Source organism: Bradyrhizobium sp. WU425, assembly GCF_021052305.1.
Taxonomy (GTDB): domain Bacteria; phylum Pseudomonadota; class Alphaproteobacteria; order Rhizobiales; family Xanthobacteraceae; genus Bradyrhizobium; species Bradyrhizobium canariense_D.
Genome location: NZ_CP088089.1, coordinates 6,923,259 through 6,938,463, shown reverse-complemented (window position 1 = coordinate 6,938,463; position 15,205 = coordinate 6,923,259). Strand labels below are relative to the sequence as shown.

Genomic DNA, 15,205 nt, shown 5'->3' with positions numbered 1-15,205 from the left:
GATCTGGAGGCCTAACAGCTCAACCCGCTGATCAGAATGGGGTCACCTCCGAGCTGCATTGAATCGAGTAAACGCGAATGACATCGGAAAACACCGATGGACACATCAAGCGTGGGCCAGCTTTCATCATCTCTCGACGCACAGCTACGTAACGTGGCGTCACAACGCTGAGTGCAACTGGACGCACCGACGAAAAGCTGCATGAAGCGCCTCGCGCGCCGCAAAAGCCCCGAACCGTTGTGTAGCTCCTCCTGGCGGGAGAGGGCCGACTCGATCTCTGACAAATCCATTGCGGAAAGTTAGGCTCATTCCCTTCCCTTTGAGGACGCACTCAAGGCTGCCACCAAAGCTGTCATATTGTTTTCCTCTTGAAAGATATTTTTTTTACTCGTATTAAAACATCAAAATTCGGTTGAGAAGGCAGTTTAGGGGCTGCCCCACCACTGAGCGCGGGTTGCGCCCGGAGACCCAAAACGAAGACGGCTCAAATCAATGACTGATGCAAATTTCTACCGGTTGTTCGAGACCTGGCTGCAACTGGAGCCAACCGGCGCGGTCTTCGAGCTCGAGACCGGCCAGACGCTCACGCGTGAATGGCTTCACGTCCTGTCAGGACGATATGCGAATGCATTGCGGCGATCCGGATGCGCAACCGGTGATCGCGTCGCGGTCCAAGTGGAAAAGTCGGCGCACGCGTTCGCCTTATACCTCGCCTGCTTGCGTGCAGGATTTTGCTATTTGCCGATGAACACCGCCTACCGGCCAGCCGAATTGGCTTATCTCCTGCAGGATGCTCAGCCGGCGGTATTCTTCACGGGACTAACCGCGGAAACTCTTGCGGCGGAGATCGTACCAGCGACAACGAAGGCCTTCACCTTCGGTCCACAAGGAGAAGGGACGTTCGCGGCCATCGTTGAGTTGGTAGATCCAACATACCGGACGATCGAGCTGACTGAAGGCGCCCCGGCCGCGCTTCTCTATACGTCCGGTACCACCGGACGCCCTAAAGGTGCTCTCATCAGCCATGGTGCGCTCTCGTACTCTGCGCAGACCTTGAGCGAACTCTGGGGCTTCTCCGCATCGGACGTTCTCCTCCACACTCTGCCGATCTTCCACAGCCACGGACTTTTCATTTCGTTCAACGTAGCTCTGGCAAGCGGAGCGCGGCTGCTTCTTCAAAGCAAGTTCGATGCTGCCGATGTACTCAAGGCCCTTCCGCGTTCGACCGTATTCATGGGCGTGCCGACCTATTACCATCGATTGTTGTCGAGCCCGTTGCTAAACAGTGATCGGTGCAGACGAGTGCGGCTGTTCGTATCAGGGTCCGCACCTCTTTCCGCGGATGTGCATGGCCAATTCGAAGCCCGCACCGGTCATCGTATTCTGGAACGTTATGGTTCCACGGAAGCAATGATCCTCTGCTCGAATCCCTTGGAAGGCGAGCGCAAGCCAAGTTCAGTAGGGCTTCCGATTCCTGGAGTCGATCTGCGCATCAGTGGAAGTAGCGATGAGGTTCTGAAAGCGGGAACTATCGGTATGATTCAAGCGCGAGGGCCAGGCCTGTTTTCCGGTTACTGGAATAGGCCGGACCAGACCCGCGAGGAATTCACAGCCGACGGCTTCTTCCGCACTGGGGATCTGGGATTTGTCGATGACCAAGGATACGTATCGATCACCGGCCGAGCCAAGGATCTCATTATCAGCGGCGGCTACAATGTCTATCCCGCCGAGATAGAAGCCGTGATCGACGAAATGCCCTCTGTTCAAGAGTCAGCAGTCGTCGGTTCCCCGCATCCGGACTTCGGCGAGTGCGTCGTGGCTTTCGTCATCCCTTCAGACAAAGAGCTCCCGCCGGCCGCCGGCGAAGTGATTCAGCGTGTCAAGGATCGTCTCGCAAACTACAAGGTCCCTAAGAAGGTGATCGTTGTCAATGAACTGCCGCGGAATACGATGGGCAAGGTTATGAAGAAGGAGCTTCGGAGCTCGCTCGCTGAGCCATCGCGACGCCTCGTCACCGGGGCCCAATAACACACTTCAATCGTTCAGCGCGGTTGGAGCAATCCTGTCTTTAGCTCGTCCAGCAACTCAACTCCGAGGATAATCTGTTGTCCGCCCAATATAGCCCCGCTGACTTTCAGCCTCTCACATTCCACGATGCGGTGCCGGCCTTTAAGGACAGTACGGACACCCCCCGCAAATACCTCGAGAGATGTCTTGAAACCATCGAGACCCGCGAACCGGTTGTCCGGGCCTGGGTCGAGATGAACATCCCGGCGGCGAGATCCGCTGCCGATGCCTCGACGGACCGGTATCAGGCCGGACGTGAGCTATCGAACATCGATGGTATGCCAGTCGGCATAAAAGACATGCTGATGACTAAAGACATGGCTACTCGCATGGGCTCGCCCCTATTCGAAGGCAATTACACCAAACAGGATTCTGCTTGCGTGCAAGCACTCAGGGGAGCCGGCGCCATTGTCCTCGGAAAGACGGTTACAACCGAGCTCGGTATGTCTCACCCCGGACCGACCACCAACCCGTTTGATCCGCTTCGTACCCCAGGGGGATCATCCAGCGGATCCGCAGCGGTGGTCGGTGCCCGCATGGTTCCTGCGGCGATCGGAACACAGGTCGTTGGCTCAGTGATCAGGCCGGCGAGCTTTTGTGCGAACTACGCGATTAAGCCCACTCTCGGCGCTCTTAATCGCGGCGAGCGGCTGGGTTTCAGCCAGAGCCATATAGGCATTCATGCTGGCGATCTTCAGGATATGTGGCAAGTTTCGATAGAAGTCGCCAAGAGGTCGGGTGGAGACCCCGGTTTTCCGGGCCTCTACGGCGGAACAGTGCTCCACGCCGCAGCGCGCCCAGCGAGGCTCATTGTGATGGAAGCGGAAGGAGCGCCAGAGCTGGATGAAGCCACTAAGGGAGCATTCGATAGTCTTCTGTCGGATCTCCACAGCGCTGGCGTCGAGATTATCGGCAGAACAGATCACCCACTCGTGGAGGCTTTTGAGCAGGCAATTAGCGAAAGTCTGGCGATAAGCCGGGACATTTGCGCATACGAAATGCGTTGGTCACTTGAGAACCTTCTCGAACAGTTTGGTGGAGGGTTGAGCGAAAGCCTTAGGTCGCGTCTCGATATCGCACGCAAGATGACGCTCGATGACTACCGTCTGGTACTCTCAAAACGTGACGCGGCAAGAGCAGCCCACCACGCAATCTCGAACATCGCCGATGCCACTATTTCTCCGTCTTCCGTCGGTCCCGCGCCAACTTTGAACAATAAGGGCGTTGATTCCGGTGTCATACACACGACCGGCTTGCCAAACTACAATGCCGTCACCTCTGTGCTTGGTGCTCCAACCATCACAATGCCACTCCTTGCTATCCATGAGCTTCCCGTCGGGGTTCAGGTCATAGGGCAGCAGCATACAGACGACGGTCTGGCGGGAGTTGCTCGATGGATAAGCCAGACCATTCACGAGCGGCCCGTATAAGCTCCAATACTCTTAGGCGGCTGAGCAGGCGAGAACACGGTGGACGCGAGGCGCGAGCTGCCGGAGTTGATGGACCATACATCCAGTTCGCGGTAAGAAGTGCGAAACGGCGCCTGCGCTTGGAGAGCCTGCGCCCAGCCCGTCGAGATCGGATGAGGCCGACCCTCTGGTCACGCTCATTTCAAACCGACCGAAACCCGGGACTAAGAAGACCATGGGTTTAAGCCAGTCCATGCTGGGCGACAGACGGCTGCGGCGCGCAACTGTTGATTCCATGCACAAGCGTTGTTGCGCAATGATTCCTACTGAGTGCAAATGATCCTCCACCGGCGGCACAGGCCGGTTTTGAGAGCCGTGAGGCTCACCTAGCCCGGTCCTCTGGATTCCTGCACTAACGTCCAAAAAATAGCTGAATTTCTGCGCCACTTCGTGATGTCCGCTGCAGGTTAGTACGGCTGTTCCGACTACAAAGAGTTATCCAAACGAGGAGATTGCAAATGAAGGTCGGTGTTCCCAAGGAAATCAAGACACACGAATATCGCGTGGGTCTGACGCCTGGAGCCGTCCGCGAGTATGTTGCTGCCGGTCATAGCGTAGCGGTTGAGACGAATGCAGGGGCTGGCATTGGTGCGACAGACGAAACCTATCGCAAGGCTGGTGCAACAATCCTAGGCTCCGCTCGCGAGGTATTTGGGTCGAGCGAATTGATCGTGAAGGTCAAGGAGCCCCAGCCTTCCGAATGGACCCAGCTGCGAGAGAATCAGATTCTGTTCACGTATCTCCACTTGGCGCCGGACCCTGAGCAAGCGAAGGGCCTCTTGAAATCTGGATGTACCGCAATCGCCTACGAAACGGTCACTGATGCATATGGCGGACTTCCATTGCTTGCGCCCATGAGCGAGGTTGCAGGTAGGCTTTCGATTGAGGCAGCCGGTGCGGCGCTGAAGCGGTATGCAGGCGGTCGCGGGCTGTTGATCGGCGGTGTGCCGGGTGTTCAGGCGGCGCGCATCGTGGTGATCGGAGGCGGTGTTGTCGGCACGCACGCAGCTCGAATGGCGGTTGGCTTGGGAGCCGAGGTTACAATCCTTGATAGGTCGATTCCCCGGCTTCGTGAACTTGATGAACTGTTCGAAGGGCGAGCTCGTACCAGGTTCTCGACCATAGATGCCGTTGAGGAAGAGGTCTTTGCTGCGGACGTCGTGATTGGGGCCGTGCTCGTTCCCGGAGCGAGCGCGCCGAAGCTGGTTAGCCGCAGCATGTTGAGTTCGATGCGAAAGGGCTCGGTGATCGTTGACGTCGCGATCGATCAGGGCGGGTGCTTCGAAACATCTCGTCCAACCACACACGCCGATCCAACCTATGAGGTAGATGGGGTCATTCACTACTGCGTCGCGAATATGCCCGGGGCTGTACCCCTCACCTCAAGCCAGGCTCTGAATAACGCCACGCTGCCCTTTGGACTGGCTCTCGCCAACAAGGGATTTGCAGCCGTGCTCGAGAACCAGCATCTGCGAGCGGGCCTCAATGTCTATCGTGGCCGTCTAACTTACAAGGCCGTGGCCGAGAGTCTCGGCCTGCCATACTCACCGATCGATCAGGCTGCGGCCTGATCCCCGAGGCCTCCCATGGGGGCATTTCCTCCCTGACTTGGCGGGCCACTCCTTCGGGAGTGGCCCTTTTTTTATCGAAGCCGTCAACCGTGAGCTCCGGAATCATCCGCTTGTCGAAATTGCCGCGTTTAGCCATCAACTCCTTGACCTCACGCGTGTGCTCGCGGACGCTTGTTGACCCAGACGCTGCGACCGCGGCTCGGAGGTGATCAAGGCCCTGCGGGCACCGGGACGGCTGGCGAGCCTTCGACCTCTTTACCTGACCGATGCCGAGGCCGGCAGACAAAGTACCTCTGGCAAGCAGAACAAGACGCCCGCGTAGCCGCAAGAAGGAGATCATCCGCCAGATTGCCGAGCAAATCGACCGTCCATCGAGAACCACAATTTCGGCGATCTCAGGCAGGATAACGCCCAGCAGGGTCCGGCCCTACCGACAGGGAATGGATGCTGCTGGGCAATGCTCATACACTTCGAGCGCACTTATTCTTACTCGGCGCATCGAGCTCGCCAGACTGAAATTCCTCAAGCGCAACCACCGAGTTGCCAACGGTAAAGAATCCTCTTGTGGCATGCGGATTGAGCGAAGTTGCGAGGTCACTCCAATGAACGGTCGTAATTATCTGGACCAGCGGCGCCAACTGAGCTCAGACTGGACATCAGATCCGGGATGCAGGCGTCTAGCTACGGGCGCCTTTGCGCAAATGCGGCGCTGTCATGCGGCCCTGCCTCGTTGGCCTCAGGCATGCCTTGCTTCTCAGCTCCAAGCAGTCCCTGAGCGCGGCATGACGTCCTTCGCGGCCCGTTCACGTTCATCTTCCCTCCGGCGCACCGATCCGAACGGACGCTCGAGCATGCGGCGAACCCGCATGGGCTGAGGACCAATGTGGAACGCCGCCGCCGTTTCATCCAGAGCGCGCTCTGACTTAGTCGAGCGATTGCGCTGCCGCAGATAATCAAGCCACGTCGGGCAGTGATAGCGCTCGGTCCAAAGCTCGGGATCGGCGACATCGCGCGCGATGGACCACCCATAAGCACCGCTGCGCTGGCGAAACAGCTGTACATCCTGCATCACATTGTGAAACGCGCGCGCATCCTCCGAGGCGATACGATATTCGATTTCGACCACAAGCGGCCCACTGCGTGCGGAAAGTGCAACACGCACCTCGGGATCGGCCAACATCTCGGCATCTTCCTCACGAGTACTTACGCGTGGAATGCGTAGCCAGAACCCCAAGAGCGGGCTGGCTAACATTAGACCGGCCGACATCAGAAGGGCAGTCTGCACACCAGTGGCGTCAGCCAGAGAGCCCCACACCCAACTGCCAACCGCAATCCCACCCGATCCCGCCGCCTGATAGGCTGCAAGCGCGCGCCCCGCGACCCAGCGCGGCGCCGATAGCTGGACCCCAATATTGAACAACGCCCATGCGATCATCCACACAGCTCCCGCGAGGAACAGCGCAATGGCCGTTAACATCGGCTCGCGGCTCAGCGCTACCGCGGTGATCGCGCCACCCATCGAAAGCGCACAGGCACGGATTGCCGCTTCGCCGCTCAGGCGTTTACGCACCTGCGTAATATTGAGCGCGCCGATCACAGCGCCTAGACCAAAGGCACTGAGCATTGTCCCATAAGTCTGTGCGCCACCTTGCAGCAAATCGCGAGCGACGAGAGGCATAAGCGCGACGATCCCTCCGCCGATTACGCCCGTCACCATGGAGCGACCGAGCACGACCTTGATAGAGGGCGAGTTAACGATGTAGCGGATCCCGGTAACGATAGCGCGATTCAGCGTCTCGGGCGGCAGATGCGCGGGTTCAGGGATGCGCTTCCACAGAAATAGTGCCAACATCAGCGGCAGATACAGCAGCGCATTGACCGCGAACGAAGTCGCCGCGCCAGCGGTGGCAACGAGGATACCGCCGATCGCAGGGCCCACACTGCGAGCAATATTGTAACTAATACTGTTCAGCGCGATGGCCGCGGGGAGCGTTTTTAGAGGAACTTGCTCACTGACCGAGGACTGCGAGGCTGGATCCATCAGCGCCATTCCGCTGCCGACGACGAAACACAGGGCCAGCAACATGTTCGGCGTGACTAGGCCGACCCACGCCAGCGTCGTCAGCGCGGTCGCGCCAGCGAACGAAATCGCAACGGAGATGAGGGCTACCACGCGACGGTCGTACATATCGGCGATCGCGCCGGCAGGCATCGATATCAGCATGACTGGTAGCAATAGAGCAGTCTGCACCAGCGCCACTTTATCTGCCGACGAGGTCATCTGCGTCATCGCCCAAGCTGCTCCAACGCTGCGGATTAGAGCGCCGAGATTGGCGAGTACGCTCGCAATCCAGATGCGCCGAAACGTGACATGCTGGAGCGGTGCGGTGATCCCGTCGGCGCGGAAGATGCGCGAGTTCCGCGAATCGGTCATCTCGTGCCTGCTGCGCGTCCGGGGGCTGGTCGGATGAGGGCCGTTCTAAGCTCAGATACATTTGGCGCTGGCAACGACTGACCTAATATGGGCAGCTCAAATACAACAAGCTTCGACGCGACAAGACGGCCCTGAGATCGCTTGGAAACCCGGTCCTTGGGACATTGCGCGCAAGACGCACCCCCTCGATGCAAACGGGACCGGCACCAGGCCAGTCGCCATGTCAATTTGTTTGAGCTTGTGGAAAGCTCGCAGAGTTCCGCCAGACTCCCCGCCCAGCTCTTAGCGTCAGCTTGGAGATATTCTGATCTCAGCGATCTCGATGTCGCATGCTGTGATGATCGAACACGTGGGCAGAAGACGTTCGAGCGAAGCCACACTAGCTCGTCTGCCGTACCGTAGTTAAATCTCCACCGCGTTCTTTCAGTCTGCATCGTCTCGCCAGAGCAGACGAATCAAGCCAGCGCTTGAAACGCCTTATCGGTATAGCTGCAGTCTCGTCTGAAAGCTGAAGCACACTTCAGCCAAGACCTTGGCAGGCGCAGAAACTAGCGGATCACCGTTGGGGTTTTTGGGCATTGTATGCGAATGCGTGAGGAAAAAATGCGAGGCATGGAACGATGCGAGGGCAGCTCAGTCTTCGTCCGGCATCTCGATCGGAACGGCGAAACCGGTTTTTACCCGGTCCATTATAACCATCGTCTTGAAACCCTTGATGTCGGGGTTCTCATAAAAGAACCGTCGAGTGAACTGCTCATACTCCTCCATGCTACGGGCTGTAAGGTAGAGAACAAAGTCAGCATCGCCGGTCACGTAGAAGCCGTTGACCACCTCAGCTGACGACTTGATAGCTTTCTTGAACCTGTCGATGATGTCTGAACGCTCGCGCTCCAGGCTCACTAGGACAAGCATCTGGATCGGTCGCCCGACCGCCCTCGCCGAGACGATAGAGACATCGGCCTCGATGATCCCTTCAGAGCGAAGTCGCTTTAGCCTCCGTTGGCACGCGGTAGCAGAAAGCCCAGCCATCTCGCCAATGACCTCCGACGTCAAACGGTTGTTCTTCTGCACAATCTCGAGGATGCGCGCGTCTGTCCGGTCGTATCGCATGTTTAAGCTCCAGCCCTCAGGTGCATTCCGTCTCCGAACGCGTGTCCGTTGCAGGAAATCGTTAGCGCATCCGAGAAATGCGCCGCAAATCTGTTGAGATTACCAGTATCCTGAATGCACAACAAATTTCAACAGTTGACGGTGTCGGACCCGCAAATGGCCCTTCAAACTCTTCGGCAGGAAAATCGCGAGTTGGTCGGTCTTGCTAAGGAGCGCCTGCAGACTTTGCGCAAAGATTTTGTGGCAGGGGCTGCGCTGCTGGACGGCCGGTGGATTTCGGGCCACCGAAGAGACGTCGTCGTCGATCCGGCTACCGGAGATCAGATCGCAGACGTTGCTCATTGTAGCGCGGCCGACATGAATGCCGCGATCGCGGCGGCTGAGCGGTCTTTCTCGGCATGGCGCGAATTGTTGCCAGCAAAACGGGGGGCGATCCTTCGGTCTTGGGCGTCCTTAATACTCGATCATGCTGAAGAACTCGCGGTCATCGTCACGAGCGAGCAGGGTAAGCCCCTCGCGGAAGCGCATCATGAAATCCGGTACGGTGCAGGATTTCTTGAGTGGTTCGCAGCGGAGGGAGAACGTGCGTACGGAGAGACCATCCCAAGTCACAAGCCCGGCAGTCTCCTTCACGTCCGAATGCAGCCAGTTGGTGTTGCGGCTGCGATTACGCCCTGGAACTTCCCTGTCGCGATGATTACGCGAAAGGCCGGGGCCGCGCTCGCCGCTGGCTGCCCCATCATTGTAAAGCCTGCTCCGGAGACACCGCTCTCTGCGCTCGCTATTGCCCGGTTGGCCGAACAGGCCGGACTCCCTGCCGGCGTGTTTCAAGTCCTGGTAGGCGATCCAATCGAACTGTCGACGCCTCTATTGCACGACGCGAGAGTGCGGGCCCTGTCGTTCACAGGTTCTACAGAGGTTGGCCGCCATCTCCTTCAAGGGGCGGCGGACACGGTGAAGAAGGTCTCCATGGAATTAGGCGGGCATGCCCCGTTTATCATCTTTGATGACGTGGACCTCGAGAAGGCGGTCAAGGGGGCGATGGCAGCTAAATTCGCGACGTCAGGGCAGGACTGCCTGGCAGCGAACCGCATCTACGTTCAAAAGGGAATCTATAGGGCCTTTGTCGAAGCGTTTGCTGCAGAAATGGCTCGACTGCGAGTCGGTCATGGACTGGACCCGACAACAGATATCGGGCCTATGACCAAGCTATCTGTTGCTAACAAGTGCAGGGCCCAAGTCGATGATGCGGTGAAAAAGGGAGCCACCGTTGTGTTGGCCCATCAGGGCGCCACTGCCGGCCCCAACTTCGTTCCTCCGACACTGCTCACTGAAGTTTCCGAGAATATGCTCATTGCTTCTGAGGAAACATTTGGCCCAATCGCAGCAGTCCTTCCGTTTGACACCGAAGAAGAGGTTATCGGTAGAGCCAACGCCAGCGAAATGGGCTTAGCCGGGTACGTCTACACCGACAGCTTGCGTCGGGCGCTTCGGGCTTCTGAGCGGCTCGAGTGCGGTATGGTCGGCATCAACACAGCCTCATTCACAGGGCCACCTATTCCGTTCGGCGGATGGAAGCAATCTGGCCTTGGTCGAGAAGGCTCGCGACACGGCTTAGCCGAATTCATGGAACTCAAGTACGTCTGTTTCGGCGATCTGGCAGGTTAGGAGAAGTGACATGATTGATATCAAGGCCATCGCTGAACGAGATCGCTCCAGTGTTCTGCATCCTTTCACTCAGCTCAAGGACTTCGCGAGCGGCAAGATGGGTGATCCCACGATCGTTACGGGTGGCAAAGGTATTCGCATAAACGACGCCGAGGGTCGAAACTACATCGACGGCTTTGCGGGGCTGTACTGCGTCAACATCGGTTACGGTCGGACCGAAGTCGCAGAAGCTATTGCGCGGCAGGCATATCAATTGGCTTACTACCACACGTATGCGGCGCACACGACGGAAGAGTTGGCAACTCTTTCGGATCGTCTCGTGCGGATGGCGCCGGGCAAGCCAAGCAAGGTGTTCTATGGGCTGTCCGGATCGGACGCTAACGAAACGCAAGCAAAGCTGGTCTGGTACTACAATAATCTACGCGGTCAGCCCAGGAAGAAGAAGATTATCTCGCGCGAGCGAGGTTACCATGGTTGCTCGGTTATTTCTGGTTCGATGACCGGCATGTCATTTTACCACGATCACATGGATCTTCCTTTCCCTGGTATTCTGCACACGGGAACGCCGCATCATTATTGGGGTGCTGAGCCGGGCGAGACGGAAGAGGCCTTTTCTCGCCGGCGTGCAGCGGAGCTTGAACAGCTAATCTTGCGAGCGGGTCCAGAGACAGTCGGCGGCTTCATCGCAGAGCCGGTGCTCGGCACGGGCGGTATTACGCCGCCTCCTGCTGGGTACTGGCAAGAAATCCAAACTGTGCTCAGTCGCTACGACATTCTTCTGATCGCTGACGAGGTCATCTGTGGATTCGGTCGAACCGGTGCCGACTTCGGCAGCACACTCTACGGGATCGAGCCAGATCTGGTGACTGTGGCCAAGGGGCTGACCTCCGGATACGTACCACTCTCTGCCGCCATCGTCGGTGAGAAAGTTTACAAGGTCATGGAAGAAGGAGCCGATCGCGTTGGAGCTTTCTCGCATGGATATACGTATTCCGGCCATCCAATTGCGGCTGCAGCTGCAAATGCAGTGCTCGACATTGTAGAGAAAGAGGCGCTAAGCGACCGAGCCAAGACCGTCGGCGCGCACTTGCAGAGACGGCTTAAGGAGCGTTTTGCGCAGCTCGAGATCGTTGGTGAAGTCAGAGGCGTAGGCTTGCTCGGCGCTGTGGAATTCGTCGCGGATCGTCAGACCAAACGGAGATTTGATCCGGAGCTAAAAGTAGGTGCTCGCATTTCAAAGGCTGCCCGTGATCGAGGACTTATCGCGCGAGCGATGCCGCACGGAGACATCCTTGGTTTTGCCCCACCGCTCGTTGTGTCCGAGGCAGAGATCGATGAAATAGTCGATCTTGCATATCAGGCGACCAAGCAAGTAATGGACGAACTTACAAAGGAATCGCGTCTGTCTTGAGAAGTGGGCAGCATGTGCTGCATGAGCGTCGTCGGGAACTTACTACTGGCGCCAGGCGTCAGAGATGAGCACGGAAGTGCAGCCTAAGACGCAAAACTGGCTAATGCCTGCAGCAAGGAGCATAAGCGCCTGCGCGGCGTCGCGCGTTAAGCGTCGCGCCAACATATCAACGCACCGGCCCCATCGCATTCGCTGACCACTGTCTCTTCGCGATCGCATCTGCTGCACTTCGAAAAGTCGATGTGGTCGTCATTTTTGCAGCGAATTCCTGGTGACTTAGCGAGAGGGGGCATGATAAGCTCGTTACCCACGCGGATGGCTCGCTTTTATTCGTTCGATCCGACGCAGCTGCTAATGAGGGTCGATTCCGGCAAGTGATCTTCACCTCGGCTGCAATCGTCTCCAGGCCACATTCGATTGACCGAAGGTCATTTCCGGCAAGGTTCACAAATCATCTGGAATTTGACGGGTGTGCGCTTCACGAACCTGATAGGGTTCGCCGCGCTTTCGAATGGCTACAGACCAGCCGGGGTGCCGCGCGGCGTCACAGCTTGGGTTCGAGCCGCGTATGACAAATTGCGGCGCTCAATGTCGCACGAACTGAATGTGCGCGCCTCGGGGGCGACAGCCCTCTCTTAATCGTCTTGACGCGGGATGGCGACGGTCGAGGGCGAGGGCCGCCTGTGCTTCGCGCGTATAAATGGTCTATTTCCGCGCCGAGTGAGCGCGTGCGATTGGAATGGCGCTGACGTCTATCGGCATGTGCGGATTCCGACGAAGTCGCCCAGGCGTACCGATATGAAGTCGCCCGTGGATTCCGAGACGATGTCGCCCACCTTTCCGATTTGATCTCGCCCAGCGGCGAGGCGTTCTGGCCGGCTGGTTCTCTGGCATCGGTCAAGCCGCGTGGTCAATCTGGAATCGCGACTTCAACCTGTTTTTCTTCTTCTGCGGTTGCTGTGGGCATGTGGGCAACGCGATTGCGTTGTCCAAGCGCAGCGGCATGTCCACAGCGCCACGGGCTCAGGTCTTTCGGGCGGATTGCCGGGTTCGGCGCAGGCTCTCACCGGTGAGGTCGAGCCGATGGGCATTGTGGACGAGGCGATCGAGCACGGCGTCGGCATAGGTGGGATCTCCAATGAGCAGATGCCACTGGTCCACGGGGAGCTGGCTGGTGACGATGGTGGAGTGATGACCGTAGCGATCTTCGAGGATTTCCAGGAGGTCGTGACGGGCACCGGCGTCGAGCGGCTCGAGTCCCCAATCATCGAGGATCAGCAGATCGACACGGCCAAGGCCGCGCAACAGGCGTGGATGGCGGCCGTCGCCGCGGGCGAGCGCCAGATCGTCGAACAGTCGCGGGACGCGCTGATAGAGCACGGAGCGATTGTCGCGACAGGCCTTGTGGCCGAGCGCCGAGGCGAGCCAACTCTTGCCAACGCCGGCCGGGCCGCAGATCAGGAGATTGACGTGGTCGTCGATCCAGCGGCCCTCGACAAGCTTAGCGAACAGCGGGCGGTCGAGACCGCGCGGGGTGCGGTAGTCGATGTCCTCGACGCACGCCTGCTGGCGCAGCTTGGCGTAGCGCAGGCGAGTGGCGAGCCGTTTGTCGTGCCGCAGCGAGGCTTCACGTTCGAGCAGCAGCGCAAGCCATTCGGTGTGACCGAGGCTTGCGGCCTCACCGGTGGCTTCGATGTCGGCGAAGGCCTTGGCCATGCCGTGGAGGCCGAGGGCGTTGAGGCGGTCGAGGGTCGGATGGGTGAGCAAGGGATGATCTCCTAATTGTAGTAGCGCGGTCCGCGGATGTTGGCATGCAGGATCGGCGCATCGTCCGCGGAACGCTGGTGAGCAGAACGCCGATCGAGATTGTTGGCGAGGATCGACTTGACCGAACCATAGGTGCGCGCGCCGATGTCGATTGCCCGCGCAGCCGCGGCGTCCAGCCGTTCGCGCCCATAGGAGGCGGCGAGCCTGAGGATGCCGAGGCAGGCGCGGAAGCCTTGCTCGGGGTGCGAGCGCTCGTCGGAGAATGAGGTCGCACAACGCGCTGGTCGCCGGCCCGATCGCGGCGGCGTCCTGGCGGATACGCGCGATGGTCCAGCCGGCGTAGCGCCGATGGCTGGAGGCCATGTGCTCCGGCACGGTGGTGTGTTTGTGATTGCCGCTCATGCGCTGATGCGCGGCGATCCGCTCGCCCTTGTGGAAGATCTCGACGGTACGGGCCGTGAACCGCACCTCGACCTCGGCGCGGGCGAAGCGATGCGGAACGCTGTAGTAATGCTTCTCCACCTCGACGTGGTAATCGAGACTGACGCGGCGGATCCGCCACTCGGCGAGGACATAGGGGACGCCGGCAATGGCTTGAGCGCCGGCCGGTCGACCTCCTCGAGCAACCGGCGGCGTGTCACGCCGAGCCGCCGGATCGGCCGTTCCTCATTCAGCCTCGTGAGCAGTTCGCCGATCGCCGCATTGACCTCGGCCAGGCTGTAGAAGGTGCGATGGCGCAGGCGGCCGAGCAGCCAGCGCTCGACGATGAGGACGGCCTGCTCGACCTTGGCCTTGTCGCGCGGCTTGCGCGGCCGCGCCGGCAAGATGGCGGTGCCGTAATGCGCCGCCATCTCCGCGTAGGTACGATTGATCTGCGGGTCGTACAGGCTCGCCTTAATGACCGCGACCTTGGTGTTGTCGGGCACCACCAGCGCCGGTATGCCGCCGATCGCCGCGAAGGCGCCAACATGGGCGCTGATCCAGTCGGCGAGCCCCTGCGTCCACGTCGCCTGCGCGTAGGTGAAGCTCGATGCGCCGAGCACGGCGACGAAGATCTGCGCCGTTCTGCGCTCACCGGTCAGGCGGTCGACCACCACCGGCACGCCATCGCCGGCATAGTCGACGAACAACTTGTCGCCGGCCGCATGGGCCTGGCGCATCGTCACCGACAGGCGGCCCTCCCAGGCGCGGTAGAGCTCACAGAAGCGCGAGTACCGGTATCCGCCGGGCTCGGTGGCGATATATTCCTCCCACAGGATCGACAGCGTCACGTGCTTGCGTTTGAGCTCGCGGTGCACGGTCGCCCAGTCGGGCTCGGCGATGCGGCGGTGACCCTGACGGTTGCCATTGCCGGTCTTCGCGAACAGGCGAAGTTCCAGAACCGTGTCGGTGACGTCGTCTGGCAACGGCCAGCTCAAGCCCGCGGCCTCGAACCGCCGGAGCGCCAGGCGCACCGTCGAGGGCGCCGCGCCCACCCGTCGCGCAATCTCGCGGCTCGGCAGCCCGGCCGCCTTCATTCTGATCACATCGCGCACACGGCGCATCGCAAGCCTCTCCGTCGGCATCCAGGGTCCCCTTCGCAAAGCCGAAAGAGTTGACCCTATGGGAGCCAGAAGAGGCCTCGTCACCCGGGCGACATCATCCCGGAATGGTGGGCGACATCATTTCGGAACGGGTGGGCGACTTCAAATCGGAATGGTGGGCGAGA

The 15,205-nt window shown here is 59.4% G+C and carries 8 protein-coding genes and 1 pseudogene; 5 read left to right on the top strand and 4 right to left on the bottom strand.

The genetic code is table 11. The annotated features are described in order from the left end of the window. The first annotated feature begins 492 nt into the window (after positions 1 to 492). From BcanWU425_RS33205 to ald, 3 genes are all read left to right on the top strand, one after another. Positions 493 to 2,028: an AMP-binding protein gene (locus BcanWU425_RS33205; protein WP_231189373.1), complete on the top strand. Its 1,536-nt coding sequence runs from the start codon at positions 493 to 495 to the stop codon at positions 2,026 to 2,028. Positions 2,029 to 2,105: 77 nt separating this feature from the next. Beyond that, the gene (locus BcanWU425_RS33200; protein ID WP_231189371.1) at positions 2,106 to 3,497 is read left to right on the top strand and encodes an amidase; all 1,392 of its coding nucleotides are present in this window, start codon (positions 2,106 to 2,108) and stop codon (positions 3,495 to 3,497) included. A 497-nt stretch (positions 3,498 to 3,994) separates the two neighbouring features. Then, positions 3,995 to 5,107: an alanine dehydrogenase gene (ald, locus tag BcanWU425_RS33195; protein WP_231144081.1), complete on the top strand. Its 1,113-nt coding sequence runs from the start codon at positions 3,995 to 3,997 to the stop codon at positions 5,105 to 5,107. Positions 5,108 to 5,861: 754 nt separating this feature from the next. Here the strand turns inward: ald and BcanWU425_RS33190 are convergent. Beyond that, positions 5,862 to 7,541 carry an MFS transporter gene (locus tag BcanWU425_RS33190; protein ID WP_231189369.1) on the bottom strand — a complete coding sequence of 560 codons (1,680 nt, stop codon included), beginning with the start codon at positions 7,539 to 7,541 and terminating at the stop codon, positions 5,862 to 5,864. 633 nt (positions 7,542 to 8,174) lie between these two features. Next, positions 8,175 to 8,651, bottom strand: coding sequence for an Lrp/AsnC family transcriptional regulator (locus tag BcanWU425_RS33185; protein ID WP_231189367.1), 477 nt, complete (start codon positions 8,649 to 8,651; stop codon positions 8,175 to 8,177). A 156-nt stretch (positions 8,652 to 8,807) separates the two neighbouring features. Between BcanWU425_RS33185 and BcanWU425_RS33180 the strand changes: the two genes are divergently transcribed. Together BcanWU425_RS33180 and BcanWU425_RS33175 are read left to right on the top strand one after the other, a co-directional pair. Then, positions 8,808 to 10,319 (top strand): NAD-dependent succinate-semialdehyde dehydrogenase, encoded by a 1,512-nt coding sequence (locus BcanWU425_RS33180; RefSeq protein WP_445818662.1) that lies wholly within the window; start codon positions 8,808 to 8,810, stop codon positions 10,317 to 10,319. A gap of 10 nt (positions 10,320 to 10,329) precedes the next feature. Further along, entirely contained in the window at positions 10,330 to 11,730 is a 1,401-nt protein-coding gene (locus tag BcanWU425_RS33175; RefSeq protein ID WP_231189365.1) for an aminotransferase, read from the top strand. A 1,023-nt stretch (positions 11,731 to 12,753) separates the two neighbouring features. Here BcanWU425_RS33175 and istB read toward each other — a convergent pair. Next, positions 12,754 to 13,497, bottom strand: coding sequence for an IS21-like element helper ATPase IstB (gene istB / locus BcanWU425_RS33170; RefSeq protein ID WP_231189362.1), 744 nt, complete (start codon positions 13,495 to 13,497; stop codon positions 12,754 to 12,756). Between the two features lie 11 nt (positions 13,498 to 13,508). Continuing rightward, positions 13,509 to 15,041: pseudogene (gene istA, locus BcanWU425_RS33165) on the bottom strand (IS21 family transposase). Positions 15,042 to 15,205 lie beyond the last annotated feature (164 nt).

Coding starts and splice junctions, on each gene's coding strand:
- BcanWU425_RS33205 (WP_231189373.1), top strand. CDS start 493: ATGACTGATGCAAATTTCTACCGGTTGTTCGAGACCTGGCTGCAACTG.
- ald (WP_231144081.1), top strand. CDS start 3,995: ATGAAGGTCGGTGTTCCCAAGGAAATCAAGACACACGAATATCGCGTG.
- BcanWU425_RS33190 (WP_231189369.1), bottom strand. CDS start 7,541: ATGACCGATTCGCGGAACTCGCGCATCTTCCGCGCCGACGGGATCACC.
- BcanWU425_RS33185 (WP_231189367.1), bottom strand. CDS start 8,651: ATGCGATACGACCGGACAGACGCGCGCATCCTCGAGATTGTGCAGAAG.
- BcanWU425_RS33180 (WP_445818662.1), top strand. CDS start 8,808: ATGGCCCTTCAAACTCTTCGGCAGGAAAATCGCGAGTTGGTCGGTCTT.
- BcanWU425_RS33175 (WP_231189365.1), top strand. CDS start 10,330: ATGATTGATATCAAGGCCATCGCTGAACGAGATCGCTCCAGTGTTCTG.